Source organism: Candidatus Halocynthiibacter alkanivorans, from assembly GCF_003333265.1.
GTDB classification, from domain to species: domain Bacteria; phylum Pseudomonadota; class Alphaproteobacteria; order Rhodobacterales; family Rhodobacteraceae; genus Halocyntiibacter_A; species Halocyntiibacter_A alkanivorans.
Genome location: NZ_QOLB01000086.1, coordinates 1 through 15,554 on the forward strand (window position 1 = coordinate 1; position 15,554 = coordinate 15,554).

A 15,554-nucleotide genomic window follows, 5' to 3' on the forward strand; every position below is an offset into this window, starting at 1 on the left:
ATTCTTGGCCAGATCGACGCCGATTGTTGTAACTTGCATGGGGCGGCTCCTCACAATAGCAGATTTTGACACCTGCAGTATGACGCATCGCGACGTCGGTTGGAGCAGGAGCCATCCACCCCATCAGCTCGCGGCCATTGGACCGGAAAAGTTGGCGCTGTTAAGGCCCCCTTAGTTAGGGTAACAGGATGTCAACAACGGGCCGATCCTGCGTCCGTGCCTTAGAAAGTCCACACATCCTATGTCTGATCCGTGCCTGAAGCTGGTATTAGTGACACCTGAAATTCCGTACAATACCGGTGCTATAGGGCGGACCTGTGTGGCGCTGGATCTGGAACTGATCCTGATCAAACCTTACGGGTTTTCCCTCGACGAAAAGGCAGTGCGGCGGGCTGGAACGGATTACTGGAAACATGTTCATCTCAGCGAATATGACAGCTGGCAAAGCTTTTTGGGTGAACGAAAGCCACCGCGCGACAGCCTGTATTTCTTCGAAGAACATGGCGCTCAGAGCGTTTACGCTCCTGACTATCAAGACGATGCTTATTTGGTTTTCGGTTGTGAATCCAAAGGCCTGCCAATAGCGATATTAGATGGCATGGACGATCGCGTATTTAAGTTGCCGATGCGCAATCCGCTTGTCCGATCACTTAACCTGGCAAACGTAGCCACAGCGGTTGTTTATCAGGCTATGCGCCCTCAGCTGGGCGGTTAAAAGCTGCCAGTGGCGCGGTCGCAGGCATAGCCTGTTTTGTCCGCATCGCTGCCGTTAGCGTCAAGACTACGGCCAAAAAAGCGCTGAAATCGGCGAATAATATCAAACAGGCGGACGCTGGCACAAAAGAAGTTTTTGTGATGAGCGGGGAACAAGAGTTTAGCGCATTTTTTGAATTTTAAGCTTGTCTTGTTTTGCTCTGTTCTTGGTCGATTCCTCAGAACGCGCGAGAGCTTTGGCAATCGCCTTTAAACTCATCCCCTTTGTCGCCAGCAAATGCAGCTTTTGAATTTCCTCTTGTGTCCAGGCCTGGCGGTGGCGTTCGTAACGTTCGCTCATTGGTCTCGTCTACCTTATCATTATGTCACAGTTATCATAAAGCATGGTCGTGCTCAGGGTGCCAGAACAATGGCAACAGCGCTTAAGGAAGGCCCTGTCGATTGAACCGGTGCTGAGGGGAAAATCCGTTCAATTTTTTCACGGAATCCTGACCCGAACCTAAACGAGATATCAACAACTATAAGTCGCGGACTGTGAACCCAGCTTTTCGGAGACAGCCACATCAGAGATGTATCCCTGTTTTTCAATAGTTTCCGCGTCGGTTTAAGGGCCGCGTCTTTATTTCAGCGAGATCGGATCAGGACTTCCGGAACCTTGCCCTCATCGTCTGCATCCCGCCACAAGTCTGCCCGCTAGTCCCCATGCGAAAGAAGGCTTCGTCCAGATGCTGTGTTCCTGGCGGCCGCGGCTGAACGGACTGATATTGGCTGCAAACGCCAGTCGAAATTTAACACCCACTGGCTCACGGTCTCATAGCTTACCTCAACTCCATGTTCTGCCATCATTTCTTCCATACTCCGAAGCCCAACGGAAACCGAAAGCAGAGCCAGACAACGTGCAGGATAATCACTGGCGGAAATCGATGGCACGTATAAGAAAACTTGCGCATTCAATCGCTGTTTCCGGACTTCATCGAATTCGTCAGGTTTATGCGACAGGACCCATTGCATTGGCCGCTGCCCCAAAAAACGCGAAAAACGTTGCCCCTTGCCCGATTCGATTGTCTGTGGTTTCCTGACAAACATCGAAGTTGCCCGTTTAGTTGCTCCACTTGCTTGTAATATTACGCATTTCGTCCCCCGCGCTGAGATCCACGGCGTACATCCGTGAGATCAGGCCGACCTGCGAAAACCGGTCGGAAATGCGTTGCTGTTCGCGCGAGTGGCACCAACGTACGCTTCATTGCCCGGCATTTGGCCGGAACTGACTATCGCCATGTATGTGGCATGCCCGAAGGTGAAATTCCGATGCCGCCGGGCGCTCTGAATGACATCAGTTTCGACGAATTCCCCGTGATATGGCGCCGCTGGGTGATAGTTTTGAGCCGATGGCCATCATCGTGCTGACCGATGGTGCGCATGCACTGGATTTGGACAATGTCCGGAAGAGAGACAGGCCAGCAATCGTCGTGGCCTTGATACAAAAAAACAGGAGTACGCTGCAGCGTTCTGAACTGACACAAGAATTGCCGTTCTTATGGGCGGCATTTAGACGGCCATGCTGCCAAAAGAACAGCGTGGTAAATTATAACAAAGGGAGCACCTGAACTATGAAATCCAAATTATTAGCCTTCGCGGCGGCCGCGATGCTGGCCTCGGCGCCAATGGTATTTGCCCAAGAGCAGTTCGTGTCGATAGGCACTGGTGGTGTCACCGGCGTTTATTACCCCACGGGCGGTGCGATCTGCCGTCTGGTCAACAAGAACCGCAAAGAGACCGGCATTCGCTGCTCAGCTGAATCAACGGGTGGATCGATCTACAACATCAACACCATTAAGGCAGGTGAACTGGAATTTGGTGTGGCCCAGTCGGACTGGCAGTTCCATGCCTATAACGGCACTTCCAAGTTTGAGGAGGCCGGCGCTTTCGAAAAATTGCGTTCTGTATTCTCGATACATGCCGAGCCCGTGACCGTTATCGCCCGCGATGATTCAGGGATTGAGAATATCTCCGACGTCATGGGCAAGCGGATGAATATCGGCAACCCTGGCTCTGGCACACGTGGCACCTGGGAAGTGCTTGAAGCCGCTCTCGGATGGGAGCGCTCTGATCTGGCTCTGGCAGCAGAAATGAAATCTGCGGAAACCGGCGCTGCCGTGTGTGACGGCAAGATTGACGCGTATTTCTGGCTCGTTGGACATCCGTCTGCCTTGACCCAGGAATCACTGGCGTCTTGCGCTGCTCATCTGGTGAACGTGACCGGTCCGGCAATCGACAAGCTGATAGCGGACAATCCCTATTATCGTTCGGCGACCATTCCGGCCGGCATGTACAACAACGCGGAAGACATCACCACGTTTGGTGTGGGTGCGACCTTTGTCACCAGCGCTGATGTACCAGAAGAAGTGGTCTACATTATCGTTAAAGCCGTGTTTGACAACTTTGACCAGTTCAGGAAGCTTCACCCGGCATTTGCCAACCTGAAACCGGAAGAAATGATCCGGGACGGCCTGTCGGCACCGCTGCACGCCGGCGCGATCAAATACTATAAAGAGCAAGGCTGGATGTAACAACAAACAGCGCAGCAGGGGGGAGCCCCCCTGCTGCAAGAATTTAATACCAACAACGATTAGAAGCCCGGCAGACGGCAACAAGATCGCAACCGGGCGCCTTTGGAAGGGATCAGAATGGCGGACGGTGAAACAATGACAAGCGCAGAACAGCTTGTCGCTGAAGTGGATTCCGGGGCGCGGAGTCCGACGGGTTGGCAAAGAAACCTGATCCCGGTCATTTGTTTTTCCTGGGCGATGTATCAGCTTTATATAGCCTCGCCGGTGCCATTCTGGCTCTCGGTCACGACGGGCGTGGATACTTTTCAGTTCGTCGGCAACCTGTCGATTTCGCGAAAAGTTCATCTGGCGTTCTCTATCGCGCTGGCAACTCTGGCCTTTCCGCTGTTCAAAAGCAGTCCGCGTAACAAAATCCCCGTCTATGACTGGGTTTTGTTGATCACCGGCGTTCTTGCCATGCTTTACATGATTCTGATGAACACCAATATCGCCGAACGCGCCGGTGATTTCGTGCATCCCAATATCAAATATGACATGACCGTCGCGGCCCTTGGCATGATCGTTCTGACTTTGGCTGTTTACCGGTCTCTTGGTCTGCCGCTGGTCGTCGTTGCCGGTGTACTTGCCGGTTATGTTTTCATCGGTGGCGGCAACTGGGGCGGCGCCTCGTTTGTCAAAGGCATGTGGCATTTCTGGATGCAGGAAGAGGGCGTGTTCGGCAAACCGCTGGCGGTGTCGACGCAAACCATTTTCCTGTTCGTTCTGTTTGGCGCGATATTGGAAAAGGCAGGGGCCGGGGGTTATTTCATCAAGATCGCGTTCGCCTTGCTCGGCCATTTCAAAGGCGGCCCGGCAAAAGCCGCCGTGATTGCTTCGGCGCTGAGCGGGCTTTATTCCGGGTCTTCGATCGCCAATACGGTCACGACGGGCACATTCACCATTCCGCTGATGAAACGAACGGGCTTCTCGGCTGAAAAAGCCGGGGCGGTTGAGGTCGCGTCATCGACCAATGGTCAGTTGATGCCGCCCGTGATGGGCGCGGCGGCATTTCTGATCGCCGAATTCACCGGTGTTGAATACACCACCCTGCTGAAACACGCGTTGCTGCCAGCGATCATTTCCTACATCGCGCTGGTGTACATTGTGCATATCGAGGCGTGCAAGCTTGACCTGAAAGGTCTGCCCAAGCCGCCATCGACAAAGACGTTCCAGCGCAAGCTGATCGGCTTTCTCACCGGGTTCATCACCGTTAGCCTGTTGTTCATTCTGGTCTACTTTACCCTGGGCCAGGTCAAAGCAGCCTTCCCCGGCCTGACCGTTTACACGGTCCTGAGCATCAACCTCGTCATTTATCTGGTGCTGCTTTATATTGCCTCAAAACGCCCTGATCTGGAACAGGATGACCCCGACGCACCGATTACGGTTCTGCCTCCGGCCGCCGACACGGCCTGGACCGGGCTTTACTACTTGCTGCCGATCATCATCCTTTTGTGGTCTATCCTGCCAACGCCGGAACGTCTTTCAGCGCATCTGTCGGCCTATTACGCAGTTCTCGCGATGATTTTCATCGCCCTGACGCAGCATCCTCTCAAGGCGATATTTCGCGGTGAATCCGAAATTCTCAGCCGGCTGAAGATTGGATTTAATGATTGCGTGCAAGGCACCATAGCCGGTGCGCGCAACATGATTTCCATCGGCATCGCGACTGCTGCTGCGGGCGTGATTGTTGGCTCTATTTCGCTGACCGGTGCGCATGGTTTCGTCGGTGAAGTTGTCGAATACCTTTCAGGTGGCAACCTGCTGGTGATGCTGATCCTTGTGGCCATCATGAGCCTGATCCTGGGCATGGGTCTGCCGACAACCGCCAACTACCTCGTTGTTGCGGGGCTTATGGCACCGGTTATCGTGGCGCTGGCGGCCAAGTCCGGGCTGATCGTACCTTTGGTAGCGGTGCATCTGTTCGTGTTTTACTTTGGCATTCTGGCGGATGACACACCGCCGGTTGGTCTGGCGGCCTATGCCGCCGCAGCGATCTCCAAGGGCGATCCAATCCAGACCGGCATTCAGGGCTTTGCCTATGACATCCGCACGGCTCTGCTGCCCTTCCTGTTCCTGTTCAACACCGAGCTGTTGTTGATGAATGTGACCGTCTTCAAAGGTATTTTTGTGTTTGTCATTGCGACAGTGGCGATGATGCTGTTCGCGGCGGCGACACAGGGCTGGTTCCTGTTCAAAAGCCGGGTATGGGAAAGCGTCGCCTTGTTGTTGATCGCGTTTACCCTGTTCCGACCGGGATTCTGGCTGGATTACGCGTCGCCACCCTTTGCTGAAAGGCCTGGTGTGGAAGCTTTGGCTCTGGCCGCAGATATGCCGGATGGCGCGACCATGCGCATACGGATTGTTGGCCCGGATTTCGACGACATAGACGAGCAAAACAATACCAGCATTATTCTGGACCTTGGAGAAAAGGCGGATGGCGAGACACGGCTCTTCAACGCCGGCCTTCAGATACTGGAAGAAGATGGCAAGGTGATCATCGACGCCCTGACCTGGGATTCCAAGCACAAGCAGCTGGATCAACTGTTCACCATGGGCGACTTTGACAACCCGCTGGTGATCGACATGGTCCAACTGGAACGCGACCGGCTTCCCAAAGAACTGTTCTACATCCCCGCCCTTGCGCTGTTGGGTCTGGTTTGCATGCTGCAACTGGGCCGGCAGCGCCGTGCAAAACTTGCAATAGTTTGATTGAAAGGTTTTCGAAATGTACAAATCTATTTTGTTACCGGTCGATCTCAACCACGAAAGTTCGTGGGAAAAGGCGGTTCCTTTTGCGCTCGGACTGGCGAAGTCTTACGGCGCTGAATTGCATGTGATCATGGTCATCCCGGACTTTGGAATGCCGCTGGTTGGCTCATACTTCCCTGCTGATGCCACGGAAAAAGCTATAAAACAAATAGACAAGTCGTTGTCAGAATTTGTGGAAGAGCAAAATTTGCCCAAAGCCGATACCCAGACCCATGTGGTGCAAGGCACGATCTACAAGGAGATCATAAGTGCCGCCGACCGGCTGGGGTGCGACGTCATCGTAATGGCATCACACCGGCCAGGAACGCAGGACTATCTGCTCGGACCGAACGCCGCACGTGTCACACGCCACGCCAAACAATCCGTCTGTGTCATTCGGTAGTCAGGAGAAGCAAAGATATGTCTCACATATTTGGTCGTCTGGCCGGGCCCGCTCTGCCGCGCGCGGTTCTCGGCGACGGACCCTATATTATTGACGACGCCGGCAAACGGTATCTCGACGGTTCGGGCGGCGCCGCTGTGTCCTGCCTGGGTCATTCGGACGAAACCGTGCGCGCCGCTATACACGCCCAGCTTGACCAGCTGGCTTTTGCCCATACCGGGTTCTTTTCCTCAGCCCCTGCCGAAGAACTGGCCGATCTGCTGATCGCATCAGCGCCAAAGGGCATGGATCGGGTATATCTGGTTTCGGGCGGCTCTGAGGCGGTCGAGGCCGCGTTGAAACTGGCCCGCCAGTATTACCTCGAGATTGGCCAGCCGGAACGCCAGCACATCATTTCAAGGCGCCAAAGCTATCACGGCAACACGTTGGGCGCGCTGGCGGCGGGTGGCAACGAATTGCGACGCAACCCATTTCAGCCCCTGCTGATCGAAACCACCCAGATCGCACCGTGTTACGAATACCGCGACCGTGCCCCGGATGAGACCGCCGAGGCCTATGGGCAACGCGTCGCCAATGAGCTCGAGGCCGAAATCCTGCGTCGCGAACCCGGTTCGGTCATGTGCTTTATCGCCGAGACCGTCGGCGGTGCCACGGCAGGCGTGGTGCCACCCGTGCCCGGCTATTTCAAACGTATCCGCGAGATTTGTGACCAACACGGAGTGCTGCTGATCCTGGACGAGGTGATGTGTGGCATGGGCCGCACCGGCCACCTGTTTGCCTGCGAGGCCGAGGGCATCAGCGCTGACATCCTGACCGTGGCCAAGGGGTTGGGGGCGGGGTATCAGCCGATTGGCGCGATGCTGTGTCAGGCGCATATCTATGACGCGATTGGGGCCGGGTCAGGATTTTTCCAGCATGGTCATACCTATATGGGCCATGCGTTGGCCGCGTCAGCCAGCGTTGCTGTGCTGAAGGCCATCCATGGGCGTCAGTTGCTGACCAATGTTCAGGTGATGGGCGACCGTTTGCGCTCGGCATTGAAGGCCGAGTTTGACCAACATCCTCATGTGGGCGATATTCGGGGTCGCGGGTTGTTTCTGGCCCTGGAGCTGGTCGAAGATCGCGACAGCAAGACCCCCTTTGATCCCGGTTTGAAACTGGCCGCCAACGTCAAAGCCAGGGCATTTGAGGCCGGTCTGATATGCTACCCGGCAAGCGGCACCATCGACGGGCGCTCAGGCGATCATATCCTTCTGGCCCCCCCCTACATCATCAACGAAAGCCACGTTGACGAACTGGTCAGCAAACTTTCATCTGCCCTGACCGACCTCCGGAATTTGTTGTGACGGCTGTGTCGGGGGAATTACTTCAGGCGGGCTGGACCCTCGTGTAGCGTCGCCAAATGACAAAACGCAGTCATTTTGCTACTTGCGCACCAGCCCTGAGATCATCCCGCTGGAAAGTCTGGAGAAACAGCGCGAACCTGAACGCTGGATGAAGCAAAAAACCAAGCCGGTCTACGAGAACACCGAGACAGGTGGCGGCAACAAACCACAGCACGCTGAGCAGACAACAGGTTCCAGCAACGCTATGTAAAATCTTCAGAGGATAATGCTTCAAGCATGAATGTGAATTATCGCACCAATGTCTGGCGGGTGTTGACCCAGACGATTTTCCGATCCGTAGCCTCAATTGTTTTCGTATTCTTGTCGCTAAGCATCCTGCTCAGTATCGTCCCAAACAGCCCTGAACGTGAGCTATGGCGTATCTTAATCTGGGTGCCCGGCCTTTTTAGTATGCTCGCTATAGCAATAAGTATTGGCCAAAAATTAGAAAATCCGAAAGGCAAACAGACAAAGTCACACGCGCTAAATCCATCTCAGCGTCGCGAGACAACTAGCCAGACGAGCAATACATGATCTCAGATCAGACCGCTACCGTCACGCTTTGCCTCCAGCCTCAGACGCATCTCACACCATCGGACCCGCAAGTGAAGAGCCGCCAACTGCTGGCACAAGTTGTGGATCACGTCCCTGGCAACTTCCGGCAGATCAAGATGTTCACCGTCAAGCAAGCCCTGTGCATAGCTGATTGCGCGGGCGAGCCCCCGTGCAATGGAAACCCCGAACTCCGCCAATAAGCTGCGCAGCATGTTGATCAACTGGGTGCGCTGCCGGACAATGAGATCGCGGGCGCGGTGCAAGGACAAGGCTGCCTGCTGTTCAACTGATGTGATCTCGACAAAGCGCATCGTCGGGCGTGTGACGGCCTCCCAAATCGCTTCAGCGTCCACCGCACCTGACTTGCCACGCTTCACATACCGGCCCCACGGATTTCGTTCCTCCTTCGAACGTGGGTAGCTGAGGAGACCAACGCGCCGAGAGAAGTTTGCGAGCTTTGCCTTGGTCACCTGGTCGGTTCAGAGGTGGAGCTTGCTTACCGGCGCACGGATTATCTGGAAAAACGGCGACCAGTGATGGAACGATGGAATGCCCAGATAGTGAAACGAACTGTATATTTACCCACAAATGTTGCTGCCAAATGCGGCACTGAAAGCCGCTGGAAAACCGCCCCTTGATCTCAGCGACCGCAATCAAAGCCAGGTCTGGCGGTTCGAGATGCGCCTTGGCTCCAAACAATTGCGCAATCGGTTTGAGATGCGCAACTGGCAGGATATGGGCAACACCGCCGCCACCACCCAGCGCGAACGGGTGACCCAACTGTTCCTGCCCCGTTTATTGAAGCGGTCCTGATCTTCCAGTGGAGGAGTGATGAACCCGCGTCAGCGGAGCCCGGGAAACTGGATTTTGGCGCATTGGTCTTTATCGCGGTTCCTCGGTGGTTTTGGATCGAAAGGGACTGTATCTTGATCCGAACCCATTTGAATTTTAAAAAACTCTCGGGATTGTGGATCAAGAGGTCCCCTGTTCGAACTCGGGTGATGTGATCAAAACGCAGATTGTGGAAAGCCCAGGTTTGATCGCCGGGGCTTCTTTGCCCCTGAGAATATCCGATGGCAATCGGTGTAATAAGAAGTACATTGAGGTGATTTTTTTGGGGTATGTTTGATCAATGAAGCCGAGTAAGGATTGAAAAATTGTGCGTTGGGATTTCGTAAAGGGCATTGCGAACAATGATTCCACCCGGGTCGTGGCGCTGATCCCGATAGCAGGGTATCTGATCCTGTTTAACGATGAGATTGCCAGAATGGCTTCTTTCGATGCCTTGGCTGGCGTGGGCGAGGATGATTTCTCCCCTTTTTTACTAGGTAGTCTGGCTAAGATGCGGCTGGTGTTCTTCGGAAGCCTCTTAGTGCTTTGCTCATTTTTGATCTACCGAGTTTTTCGTCCGGAAGTGCTGGTTGCATCGAATATCGACTTTGAGTTTTCTGAGCTCGTAAGACAGAATAACAGTGTCTGCGAACTCGCCCTTATGGAAGAGCACGTCTACTCTGAAAATTGGACGGAACGAACAAACGCCTTCTGGGTGTTCTTGGGCAAACCGCGTTCAAAGAGGCCATTGGTTTCTGGGTTTAGGCCGGACGTCAGAGCCCAAATGTTCTCGAAGCATAGCGACTACATCAATTTTCTTGCGAGAGAGTGTTGGGCCGGAAAAATGCACTTGTATCGGTCGCGAGGGTGTCATCGGCTGTGTTTGGAGTTTTGGGCTATTTATTGCAGCGATACCCACCTTGGGCATCGCCCAGGCAGTATTGCGCCACCTGCTTGCGGGTTAGTAGCGAGGCTGTTTTTTGTTTGTATAAGGCCGACGAAGCTGCGTCGCGTTAAAGGATGTTAGTGTAAATCCGGTCGATATGCTGCGGTGTGCGCCGATGACCGCTTTCGAAGAAGAAACATGGGGCTCTTCAATGTCTGCTAGGGGCCGTACTTGACAGATATGGCAGAGGGAAGTGGCCCGATTGCTGCACCAGGCGCATTTCGGCACTAAGGGCGGTTTCCGGTCATTCGCTGCGCGTCGCACCAATGCCTGCTGTGCGGACAAATCTGCCGCTCCTTGTCGGCGCGCTAACGACTGGTCTTGCCAGGAACCGCGACCTTTGTCTTTTGTAGAGACGGTATAATTATCTTGGGTAACAATGGGGGCTTTTGATCACCCTCCCGTTCGCGCTACAGCTTTTTCTCAAAAAATATGTCGGGGTATGGATCATCATTGAACCTATCGATCTCTAGCCAGCCCATATTTTGGTAGAGGCTCACAGCTTCGAATAGAATGCGGTTCGTATCCAATCGAAGCGTAGTAATCGATAGCGCGCGGGCGGCGTCTTCGGCGGTGACCATGAGACGTCGTGCCAGTCCCAACCCTCGGGCAGCTGGAGCGATCCACATGCGCTTAACCTCCGCCACTGATGTACCGTTGCCTTTGATACCAACACATCCGAGCGGCATGTCACCAAGTTTTGCAACTACAAAAGTACCGTGCGGATGCTGCATTTGTGATAGTTCTGGGTCGCCGGAATTCTCAAGGTCGAAGCCTGAATTCAACCGCTTGCTGAGTTCAGCTGCAAACGCACTGAGACACTTAGCGACAATTTCAGAGGTATATTGCACCTCCTCGAAGGTGATATCTTCACGCGACAAAGCAATCGTGACGACGTCCATTGCATCGAGAAGGTGTCGCGCGTTTTTGTGCCGGTCCAATATGTTCGCCGCCCTTTCATTCGACAGGGTTTCGTAAACGTCAAACTCCTGGTCACCTTTTGGGGTGAGTTTTGTGATGCGGCTGCGTCGATCAACAGGGTTTGGTTTTGTTTCGATGAGACCTTCGGTCTCAAGCCCGCGTAGCAATCTGCTCAAAAGCCCAGTGTCTAGTTTAAGATAAGTGCGCAGGTCGGAGACGTTTTCGTGTCCGAGGCCGATGGCATTCAGTACTCGCGCGGAGCCGAGCGGTCGCCCACGGTTTAAAAATGAATCTTCTAGCGCGCCGACCTCAACGGCGACGGAGCGGCTGAAATTGCGAAAGCGATTTATTTGATCTTGATTCATTTATCTGACTTTAGTCAGGTATTTATGTGGATTCAAGACAACTTTCTTATCGGGAAGCCATAGCGGACATTGGTGGTGCGCGCAGCATCCGACGCAATGGGCGGAAAGCGGAAGTTCGCTGCGGTGTGTACCAATGTCCGCATTCAAAACGCGTGAGTGACTTGGCCTTTTGTCCCGTGCCGAAGGAGCGTCCCAAGTTGGCCGTAGAAATACGGATTGGCGTTTATGGTTCCGTCTGCGATGAAGGAGGATGAATGCAGCAAATTCAACACTCAACCTATTTTGGCGATACTTATTGACATGGGGCATTGTTTTGGTGCTGACCTTGAGTGCCTTAGCGCTGGTTGAACGGCAAAAACTGGTTCGCGAACTTACAGTAAAAAGCGCAACATTGCACCGTTTGGCGTCTCAGCGCGCCGACCAACATGATGCGCATCTGACGTCTCTGTCAGCGATTTTCGTTGCAGGTGGGAAAGAGCGGCAGGACTTGTTTTTGGACGTTGCCGCAACGATCATGCGTTTTTACCCGCGTATTATCTCGGTGAATGTGATCCCGTTTGAACCTTCTGAGATGGGTATTCAAACGTTGCCGGGTCTGACGGATGACGACATGGAACTGGTTCGTGAGACGGCCCACCGATCAACGGGTGCATTACAGATTCGGCGCATGTCCGCTACGCCGCACCGTTACTTGTTAGTCAAACGTAGCCCCAATACAGATGCCGCCCGCCACGGCATTGCGCTTGTTATCGACGCTGAGGCCTTGATCGCGTCCGATGATCCCTTTTGGGAAAGACCCTCTGTTTCGCTAAGGCTTCTCACGCCGGAACGCGGCGAATTAACCGGAACAATTGCACCCGAAGGTGCTGAGTTTTCAAAACCTCTTGGCAGCGCGTCGCAGCCGTTAATTCTGGAGACTTCACTTGCGATCAGTTTGGTGGATCTCTTACCGCTCGGAAAGACCATTTCCGCAGCCACGCTCGTCTCGGTATTGTTGCTGCTAACCATACTCGGCTTTCGACAACGCGCTCACATAAGAGAGGCCGAAAGCCGCGCCAAATTGAGCGCGCAGGAAACGCGGCTTGCGCATGCTTCGCGCGTGAATTCAATGGGCGAGATGGCAAGTGGCATGGCCCATGAATTGGCGCAGCCTTTGACCGCAATTCTAAGCCAGGCACAGGCGGGACGTCATTTGGCTCGCAGGGGTGACATTGATCGATTGAGCACGGTTTTGGGCGATACTGTAGCGCAAGCACAGCGGGCATCCGACATCCTGGACCGGTTGAGACGTTGGAGTAGACCGAACCGCGTGCCCTCCAAGGCATGTTCGCTGAATGATGCGGTGCGCAGTGTTGACCGCCTTTTGGCCTTGGAAGTCAAATCTGCGGGGGCAGCGGTAACATTGACACTGGCGGACGATCCGATCTTGATTGATGCAGACCCCGTTGAGTTGGAACAGGTTGTCTTTAATTTGGTGCGCAATGCGCTTGACGCCTCAAAGGGCGCGCGCGTTTCAATCCGGACCGAAGTCTCAGATGGGGCCGCCGTTTTGGAGGTGGCCGATGATGGGCCGGGTGTTCCAATGGACCTCAGATCACGGATTTTCGAGCCCTTTGTCACGGGAAAACCAGACGGAACGGGGCTTGGGCTGGCGTTATGTCAGCGACTAATTGAGGAAATGGATGGCGATATCGCACTTCTTCCAGACACGACCGAGACGACATTTCGACTATCGCTCCCGGTTTTTAAAACACAGGGGGTAACATGAGTAATTGTGTCTATCTCGTCGATGATGACGAAGCCGTCCGCAAGGCACTCACCCTTCTGCTTGAAACGGTAGGGTTAAAAGTGCTTAGCTTTGCGGCCCCCGACACGTTTTTAAACCAAGCTGCTGATTTGGTGCCGGGGTGCCTCATTCTGGATATTCGAATGCCCGCAATCTCGGGCCTAAAGCTACAAGAAAAATTGCGCGATAAAGACATCAACTGGCCCACCGTCGTGATCAGCGGACATGGGGATATTGAGGCGTGCAGACGCGCGTTTCGCAACGGTGCGATAGATTTCCTAAGTAAGCCCGTCGATGAACAAGACCTAATTGACGCCATTCAAAAGGGGCATGCACAGCTTGAAATGCAAGAGCAGATATCGGCAGAGCGGGCCGAAGCTTTGGCCTTGGTTAAGCACCTCACAGGGCGTGAAAAAGAAGTGCTCGGAATGATAGCTAAGGGATTAACGACTAAGCAGATTGCCGATGCACTAGGCCTCTCGCCGCGCACAGTAGAAAGTCACCGTGCAGCCATTGCCGCCAAAGCGGGCACCTCGTCGGCGGCGGAATTAACACGGTATTGGCTTGAGGCAAACGAAGATCAGTAGAACTACGGAAATCCCCGCGGGGGCTACGAATGTTGCGACCAGACGCCTCGGGTTAAACAAGAGCATCAGTTAAACTTAAGGAGATATTCAATGATCCGCACATTCGCACTTTCAGCAGCCCTTCTGACCCCCGTCGCCACTTTCGCGCAGGAGTTGCCAACCGCGCCATACCTTCCGCTCGACATGGCCACTAAGGCCGCACAAACTGCGGTCGATGCCTGCACTGCTGAGGGTTACAACGTCAGCGTCGCAATCGTGGCACGCAGTGGCGTGACCAAAGCCCTTCTGCGTGCAGACAATGCAGGCCCACATTCGGTCGGCTCCAGCACTGGCAAGGCCTTTACTTCCGCGAGCCTTGGTCGCGACACGGCTGGCTTGGCCGGTTTCATTGGTGGTAATCCACAGAACGATGGCTTGCGCGACATGGACTCCCGCCTCGTTATTCAAGCTGGCGGCCTACCCATCAAAATTGGTGGTGCGTTGGTCGGTGGTATCGGTGTGGGCGGTGCCCCCTCTGGTGATATCGACGCCACCTGTGCACGCGCTGGCCTTGATGCAATTGGCGCTGAATAAACCAAAAGGAGCCCGCTCCTGCGTGGGGTGGGCTCCTAGTTTTGAAAGGTGATCAATACGCTCCTCTCCTTCCTTATCGTCTCCTCGCTGGCTCTGTCTACTACGGCAATCGCACAAATGGCCCCCTCCGATTCAGACATCACATCTTGCACCGGCTTGCACCCTGCAGCCCATGAAGGACGGGCCGCCGAGATTAAACGATTGATCTCAACGGGGGCGGATGTGAACGCGCGGGACCACGCTGGCCGAACTCCGGCCCATGTTGTCGCCTTTGCCTCGCATGACGCCGCCATAACGGCCCTAGCCAATGGGGGCGCAGACATGAATGCGCTGGAGAGCGGTGTCTATGATGTGCTTACGATTGCAGTCGTTGCTGATGATCCCGAAATGGTTTTCTTGGCTATCACGCTTGGTAACAATGCGGACCTGACCACCAGCGTCTATGGCAGAACCGCCCTTATCGCTGCGGCCCATTTAGGGCACTACGATGTTGTTTCACGGTTGGCTGCCGCTGGGGCCTCTCTTGATCACATCAATAACCTCCGCCGGACCGCGTTGATTGAGTTCGTAATCCTAGGGGACAGTGGCCCAAACCACATCAAAACGGTGCAAATCCTCGTTGACGCGGGTGCCGATAAATCCATTCCTGACCGCGATGGCAATACCCCGCTTAAACATGCGATGGGCGTGGGTACTTAGAGATGGTGAGCATCCTCAATTGAATTTTGAATGACGCCTCCGGAAGCGGATGGGGTGGATAGCTCCTGCTCCAACCAGCGTCGCAATGCGCCATAATGCAGGTGTCAGGAACTGCTTGTGAGAGGAGCCACCCAATGCAAGTTACAACAGTTGGCCTGGATTTGGCCAAGAACATCTTTCAGGTTCACGGGATTACAGAAGCGGGTGACGTCGCAGTTAACCGATCACTGAGACGTGCGCAGGTTTTGGCATTCTTTGAGCGTATGGACCCATGTCTTGTTGGAATTGAGGCCTGCGGCACCAGCCATCATTGGGCACGTGAGCTGACGAAGCTGGGCCATGAGGTCCGGCTCATACCACCGATGTATGTCAAACCCTATGTGAAGCGTGGCAAGTCAGATGCGGTGGACGCTGAAGCGATTTGTGAGGCCG

General features: G+C 54.3%; 14 protein-coding genes and 2 pseudogenes. 13 read left to right on the forward strand and 3 right to left on the reverse strand.

All coding sequences use genetic code 11. The features are described from left to right. The first annotated feature begins 241 nt into the window (after nucleotides 1–241). Nucleotides 242–715 (forward strand): tRNA (cytidine(34)-2'-O)-methyltransferase, encoded by a 474-nt coding sequence (locus DWA01_RS10125; RefSeq protein WP_114285726.1) that lies wholly within the window; start codon nucleotides 242–244, stop codon nucleotides 713–715. A gap of 159 nt (nucleotides 716–874) precedes the next feature. Here DWA01_RS10125 and DWA01_RS10130 read toward each other — a convergent pair whose 3' ends face one another. Next, on the reverse strand, nucleotides 875–1,054 hold the full coding sequence (locus tag DWA01_RS10130; RefSeq protein WP_114285727.1) for a hypothetical protein: 180 nt from the start codon (nucleotides 1,052–1,054) through the stop codon (nucleotides 875–877). Between the two features lie 1,270 nt (nucleotides 1,055–2,324). Between DWA01_RS10130 and DWA01_RS10135 the strand changes: the two genes are divergently transcribed. From DWA01_RS10135 to DWA01_RS10150, 4 genes are all read left to right on the forward strand, one after another. After that, the gene (locus tag DWA01_RS10135) at nucleotides 2,325–3,284 is read left to right on the forward strand and encodes a TAXI family TRAP transporter solute-binding subunit (protein WP_114285728.1); all 960 of its coding nucleotides are present in this window, start codon (nucleotides 2,325–2,327) and stop codon (nucleotides 3,282–3,284) included. A gap of 135 nt (nucleotides 3,285–3,419) precedes the next feature. Beyond that, on the forward strand, nucleotides 3,420–6,032 hold the full coding sequence (locus DWA01_RS10140; RefSeq protein WP_235008506.1) for a TRAP transporter permease: 2,613 nt from the start codon (nucleotides 3,420–3,422) through the stop codon (nucleotides 6,030–6,032). A gap of 16 nt (nucleotides 6,033–6,048) precedes the next feature. Beyond that, nucleotides 6,049–6,474 (forward strand): universal stress protein, encoded by a 426-nt coding sequence (locus DWA01_RS10145; protein WP_114285730.1) that lies wholly within the window; start codon nucleotides 6,049–6,051, stop codon nucleotides 6,472–6,474. Nucleotides 6,475–6,491: 17 nt separating this feature from the next. Beyond that, nucleotides 6,492–7,820 (forward strand): aspartate aminotransferase family protein, encoded by a 1,329-nt coding sequence (locus DWA01_RS10150; protein ID WP_114285731.1) that lies wholly within the window; start codon nucleotides 6,492–6,494, stop codon nucleotides 7,818–7,820. 745 nt (nucleotides 7,821–8,565) lie between these two features. On the opposite strand, the pseudogene DWA01_RS23550 reads toward DWA01_RS10150, so the two are convergent. Further along, nucleotides 8,566–8,794 (reverse strand): annotated as a pseudogene (locus DWA01_RS23550) (IS110 family transposase); the annotation flags it as partial. Nucleotides 8,795–9,002: 208 nt separating this feature from the next. Here DWA01_RS23550 and DWA01_RS10165 point away from each other — a divergent pair. Both DWA01_RS10165 and DWA01_RS10170 read left to right on the forward strand, forming a co-directional pair. Then, nucleotides 9,003–9,227, forward strand: a complete 225-nt coding sequence (locus DWA01_RS10165) for a hypothetical protein (RefSeq protein ID WP_114285732.1) — start codon at nucleotides 9,003–9,005, stop codon at nucleotides 9,225–9,227. Nucleotides 9,228–9,573: 346 nt separating this feature from the next. Beyond that, the gene (locus tag DWA01_RS10170) at nucleotides 9,574–10,272 is read left to right on the forward strand and encodes a hypothetical protein (protein WP_114285733.1); all 699 of its coding nucleotides are present in this window, start codon (nucleotides 9,574–9,576) and stop codon (nucleotides 10,270–10,272) included. 329 nt (nucleotides 10,273–10,601) lie between these two features. Here DWA01_RS10170 and DWA01_RS10175 read toward each other — a convergent pair whose 3' ends face one another. After that, nucleotides 10,602–11,477 (reverse strand): bifunctional helix-turn-helix transcriptional regulator/GNAT family N-acetyltransferase, encoded by an 876-nt coding sequence (locus tag DWA01_RS10175; protein WP_114285734.1) that lies wholly within the window; start codon nucleotides 11,475–11,477, stop codon nucleotides 10,602–10,604. A gap of 250 nt (nucleotides 11,478–11,727) precedes the next feature. On the opposite strand from DWA01_RS10175, the gene DWA01_RS10180 reads away from it, so the two are divergent. From DWA01_RS10180 to DWA01_RS10200, 6 genes and pseudogenes are all read left to right on the forward strand, one after another. Next, nucleotides 11,728–13,245 carry a sensor histidine kinase gene (locus DWA01_RS10180; protein ID WP_114285735.1) on the forward strand — a complete coding sequence of 506 codons (1,518 nt, stop codon included), beginning with the start codon at nucleotides 11,728–11,730 and terminating at the stop codon, nucleotides 13,243–13,245. Next, the gene (locus tag DWA01_RS10185; protein ID WP_114285736.1) at nucleotides 13,242–13,850 is read left to right on the forward strand and encodes a response regulator transcription factor; all 609 of its coding nucleotides are present in this window, start codon (nucleotides 13,242–13,244) and stop codon (nucleotides 13,848–13,850) included. The genes DWA01_RS10180 and DWA01_RS10185 overlap by 4 nt, the downstream gene beginning before the upstream one ends. Before the next feature lie 90 nt (nucleotides 13,851–13,940). Further along, the gene (locus DWA01_RS10190; protein ID WP_114285737.1) at nucleotides 13,941–14,423 is read left to right on the forward strand and encodes a GlcG/HbpS family heme-binding protein; all 483 of its coding nucleotides are present in this window, start codon (nucleotides 13,941–13,943) and stop codon (nucleotides 14,421–14,423) included. A 117-nt stretch (nucleotides 14,424–14,540) separates the two neighbouring features. After that, nucleotides 14,541–14,645 (forward strand): annotated as a pseudogene (locus DWA01_RS23950) (hypothetical protein); the annotation flags it as partial. Nucleotides 14,646–14,744: 99 nt separating this feature from the next. Continuing rightward, entirely contained in the window at nucleotides 14,745–15,122 is a 378-nt protein-coding gene (locus DWA01_RS23555) for an ankyrin repeat domain-containing protein (protein WP_235008507.1), read from the forward strand. A 134-nt stretch (nucleotides 15,123–15,256) separates the two neighbouring features. Beyond that, the coding region (locus DWA01_RS10200) for an IS110 family transposase (protein ID WP_136057713.1) at nucleotides 15,257–15,554 on the forward strand (298 nt) is incomplete at its 3' end.

What these genes read in the sequence shown, in the direction of transcription:
- DWA01_RS10145 (WP_114285730.1), top strand. Translation starts at nt 6,049, where the DNA reads ATGTACAAATCTATTTTGTTACCGGTCGATCTCAACCACGAAAGTTCG.
- DWA01_RS10150 (WP_114285731.1), top strand. Translation starts at nt 6,492, where the DNA reads ATGTCTCACATATTTGGTCGTCTGGCCGGGCCCGCTCTGCCGCGCGCG.
- DWA01_RS23555 (WP_235008507.1), top strand. Translation starts at nt 14,745, where the DNA reads ATGAATGCGCTGGAGAGCGGTGTCTATGATGTGCTTACGATTGCAGTC.
- DWA01_RS10140 (WP_235008506.1), top strand. Translation starts at nt 3,420, where the DNA reads ATGACAAGCGCAGAACAGCTTGTCGCTGAAGTGGATTCCGGGGCGCGG.
- DWA01_RS10130 (WP_114285727.1), bottom strand. Translation starts at nt 1,054, where the DNA reads ATGAGCGAACGTTACGAACGCCACCGCCAGGCCTGGACACAAGAGGAA.
- DWA01_RS10190 (WP_114285737.1), top strand. Translation starts at nt 13,941, where the DNA reads ATGATCCGCACATTCGCACTTTCAGCAGCCCTTCTGACCCCCGTCGCC.
- DWA01_RS10180 (WP_114285735.1), top strand. Translation starts at nt 11,728, where the DNA reads ATGAATGCAGCAAATTCAACACTCAACCTATTTTGGCGATACTTATTG.
- DWA01_RS10175 (WP_114285734.1), bottom strand. Translation starts at nt 11,477, where the DNA reads ATGAATCAAGATCAAATAAATCGCTTTCGCAATTTCAGCCGCTCCGTC.
- DWA01_RS10165 (WP_114285732.1), top strand. Translation starts at nt 9,003, where the DNA reads ATGTTGCTGCCAAATGCGGCACTGAAAGCCGCTGGAAAACCGCCCCTT.
- DWA01_RS10135 (WP_114285728.1), top strand. Translation starts at nt 2,325, where the DNA reads ATGAAATCCAAATTATTAGCCTTCGCGGCGGCCGCGATGCTGGCCTCG.
- DWA01_RS10125 (WP_114285726.1), top strand. Translation starts at nt 242, where the DNA reads ATGTCTGATCCGTGCCTGAAGCTGGTATTAGTGACACCTGAAATTCCG.
- DWA01_RS10185 (WP_114285736.1), top strand. Translation starts at nt 13,242, where the DNA reads ATGAGTAATTGTGTCTATCTCGTCGATGATGACGAAGCCGTCCGCAAG.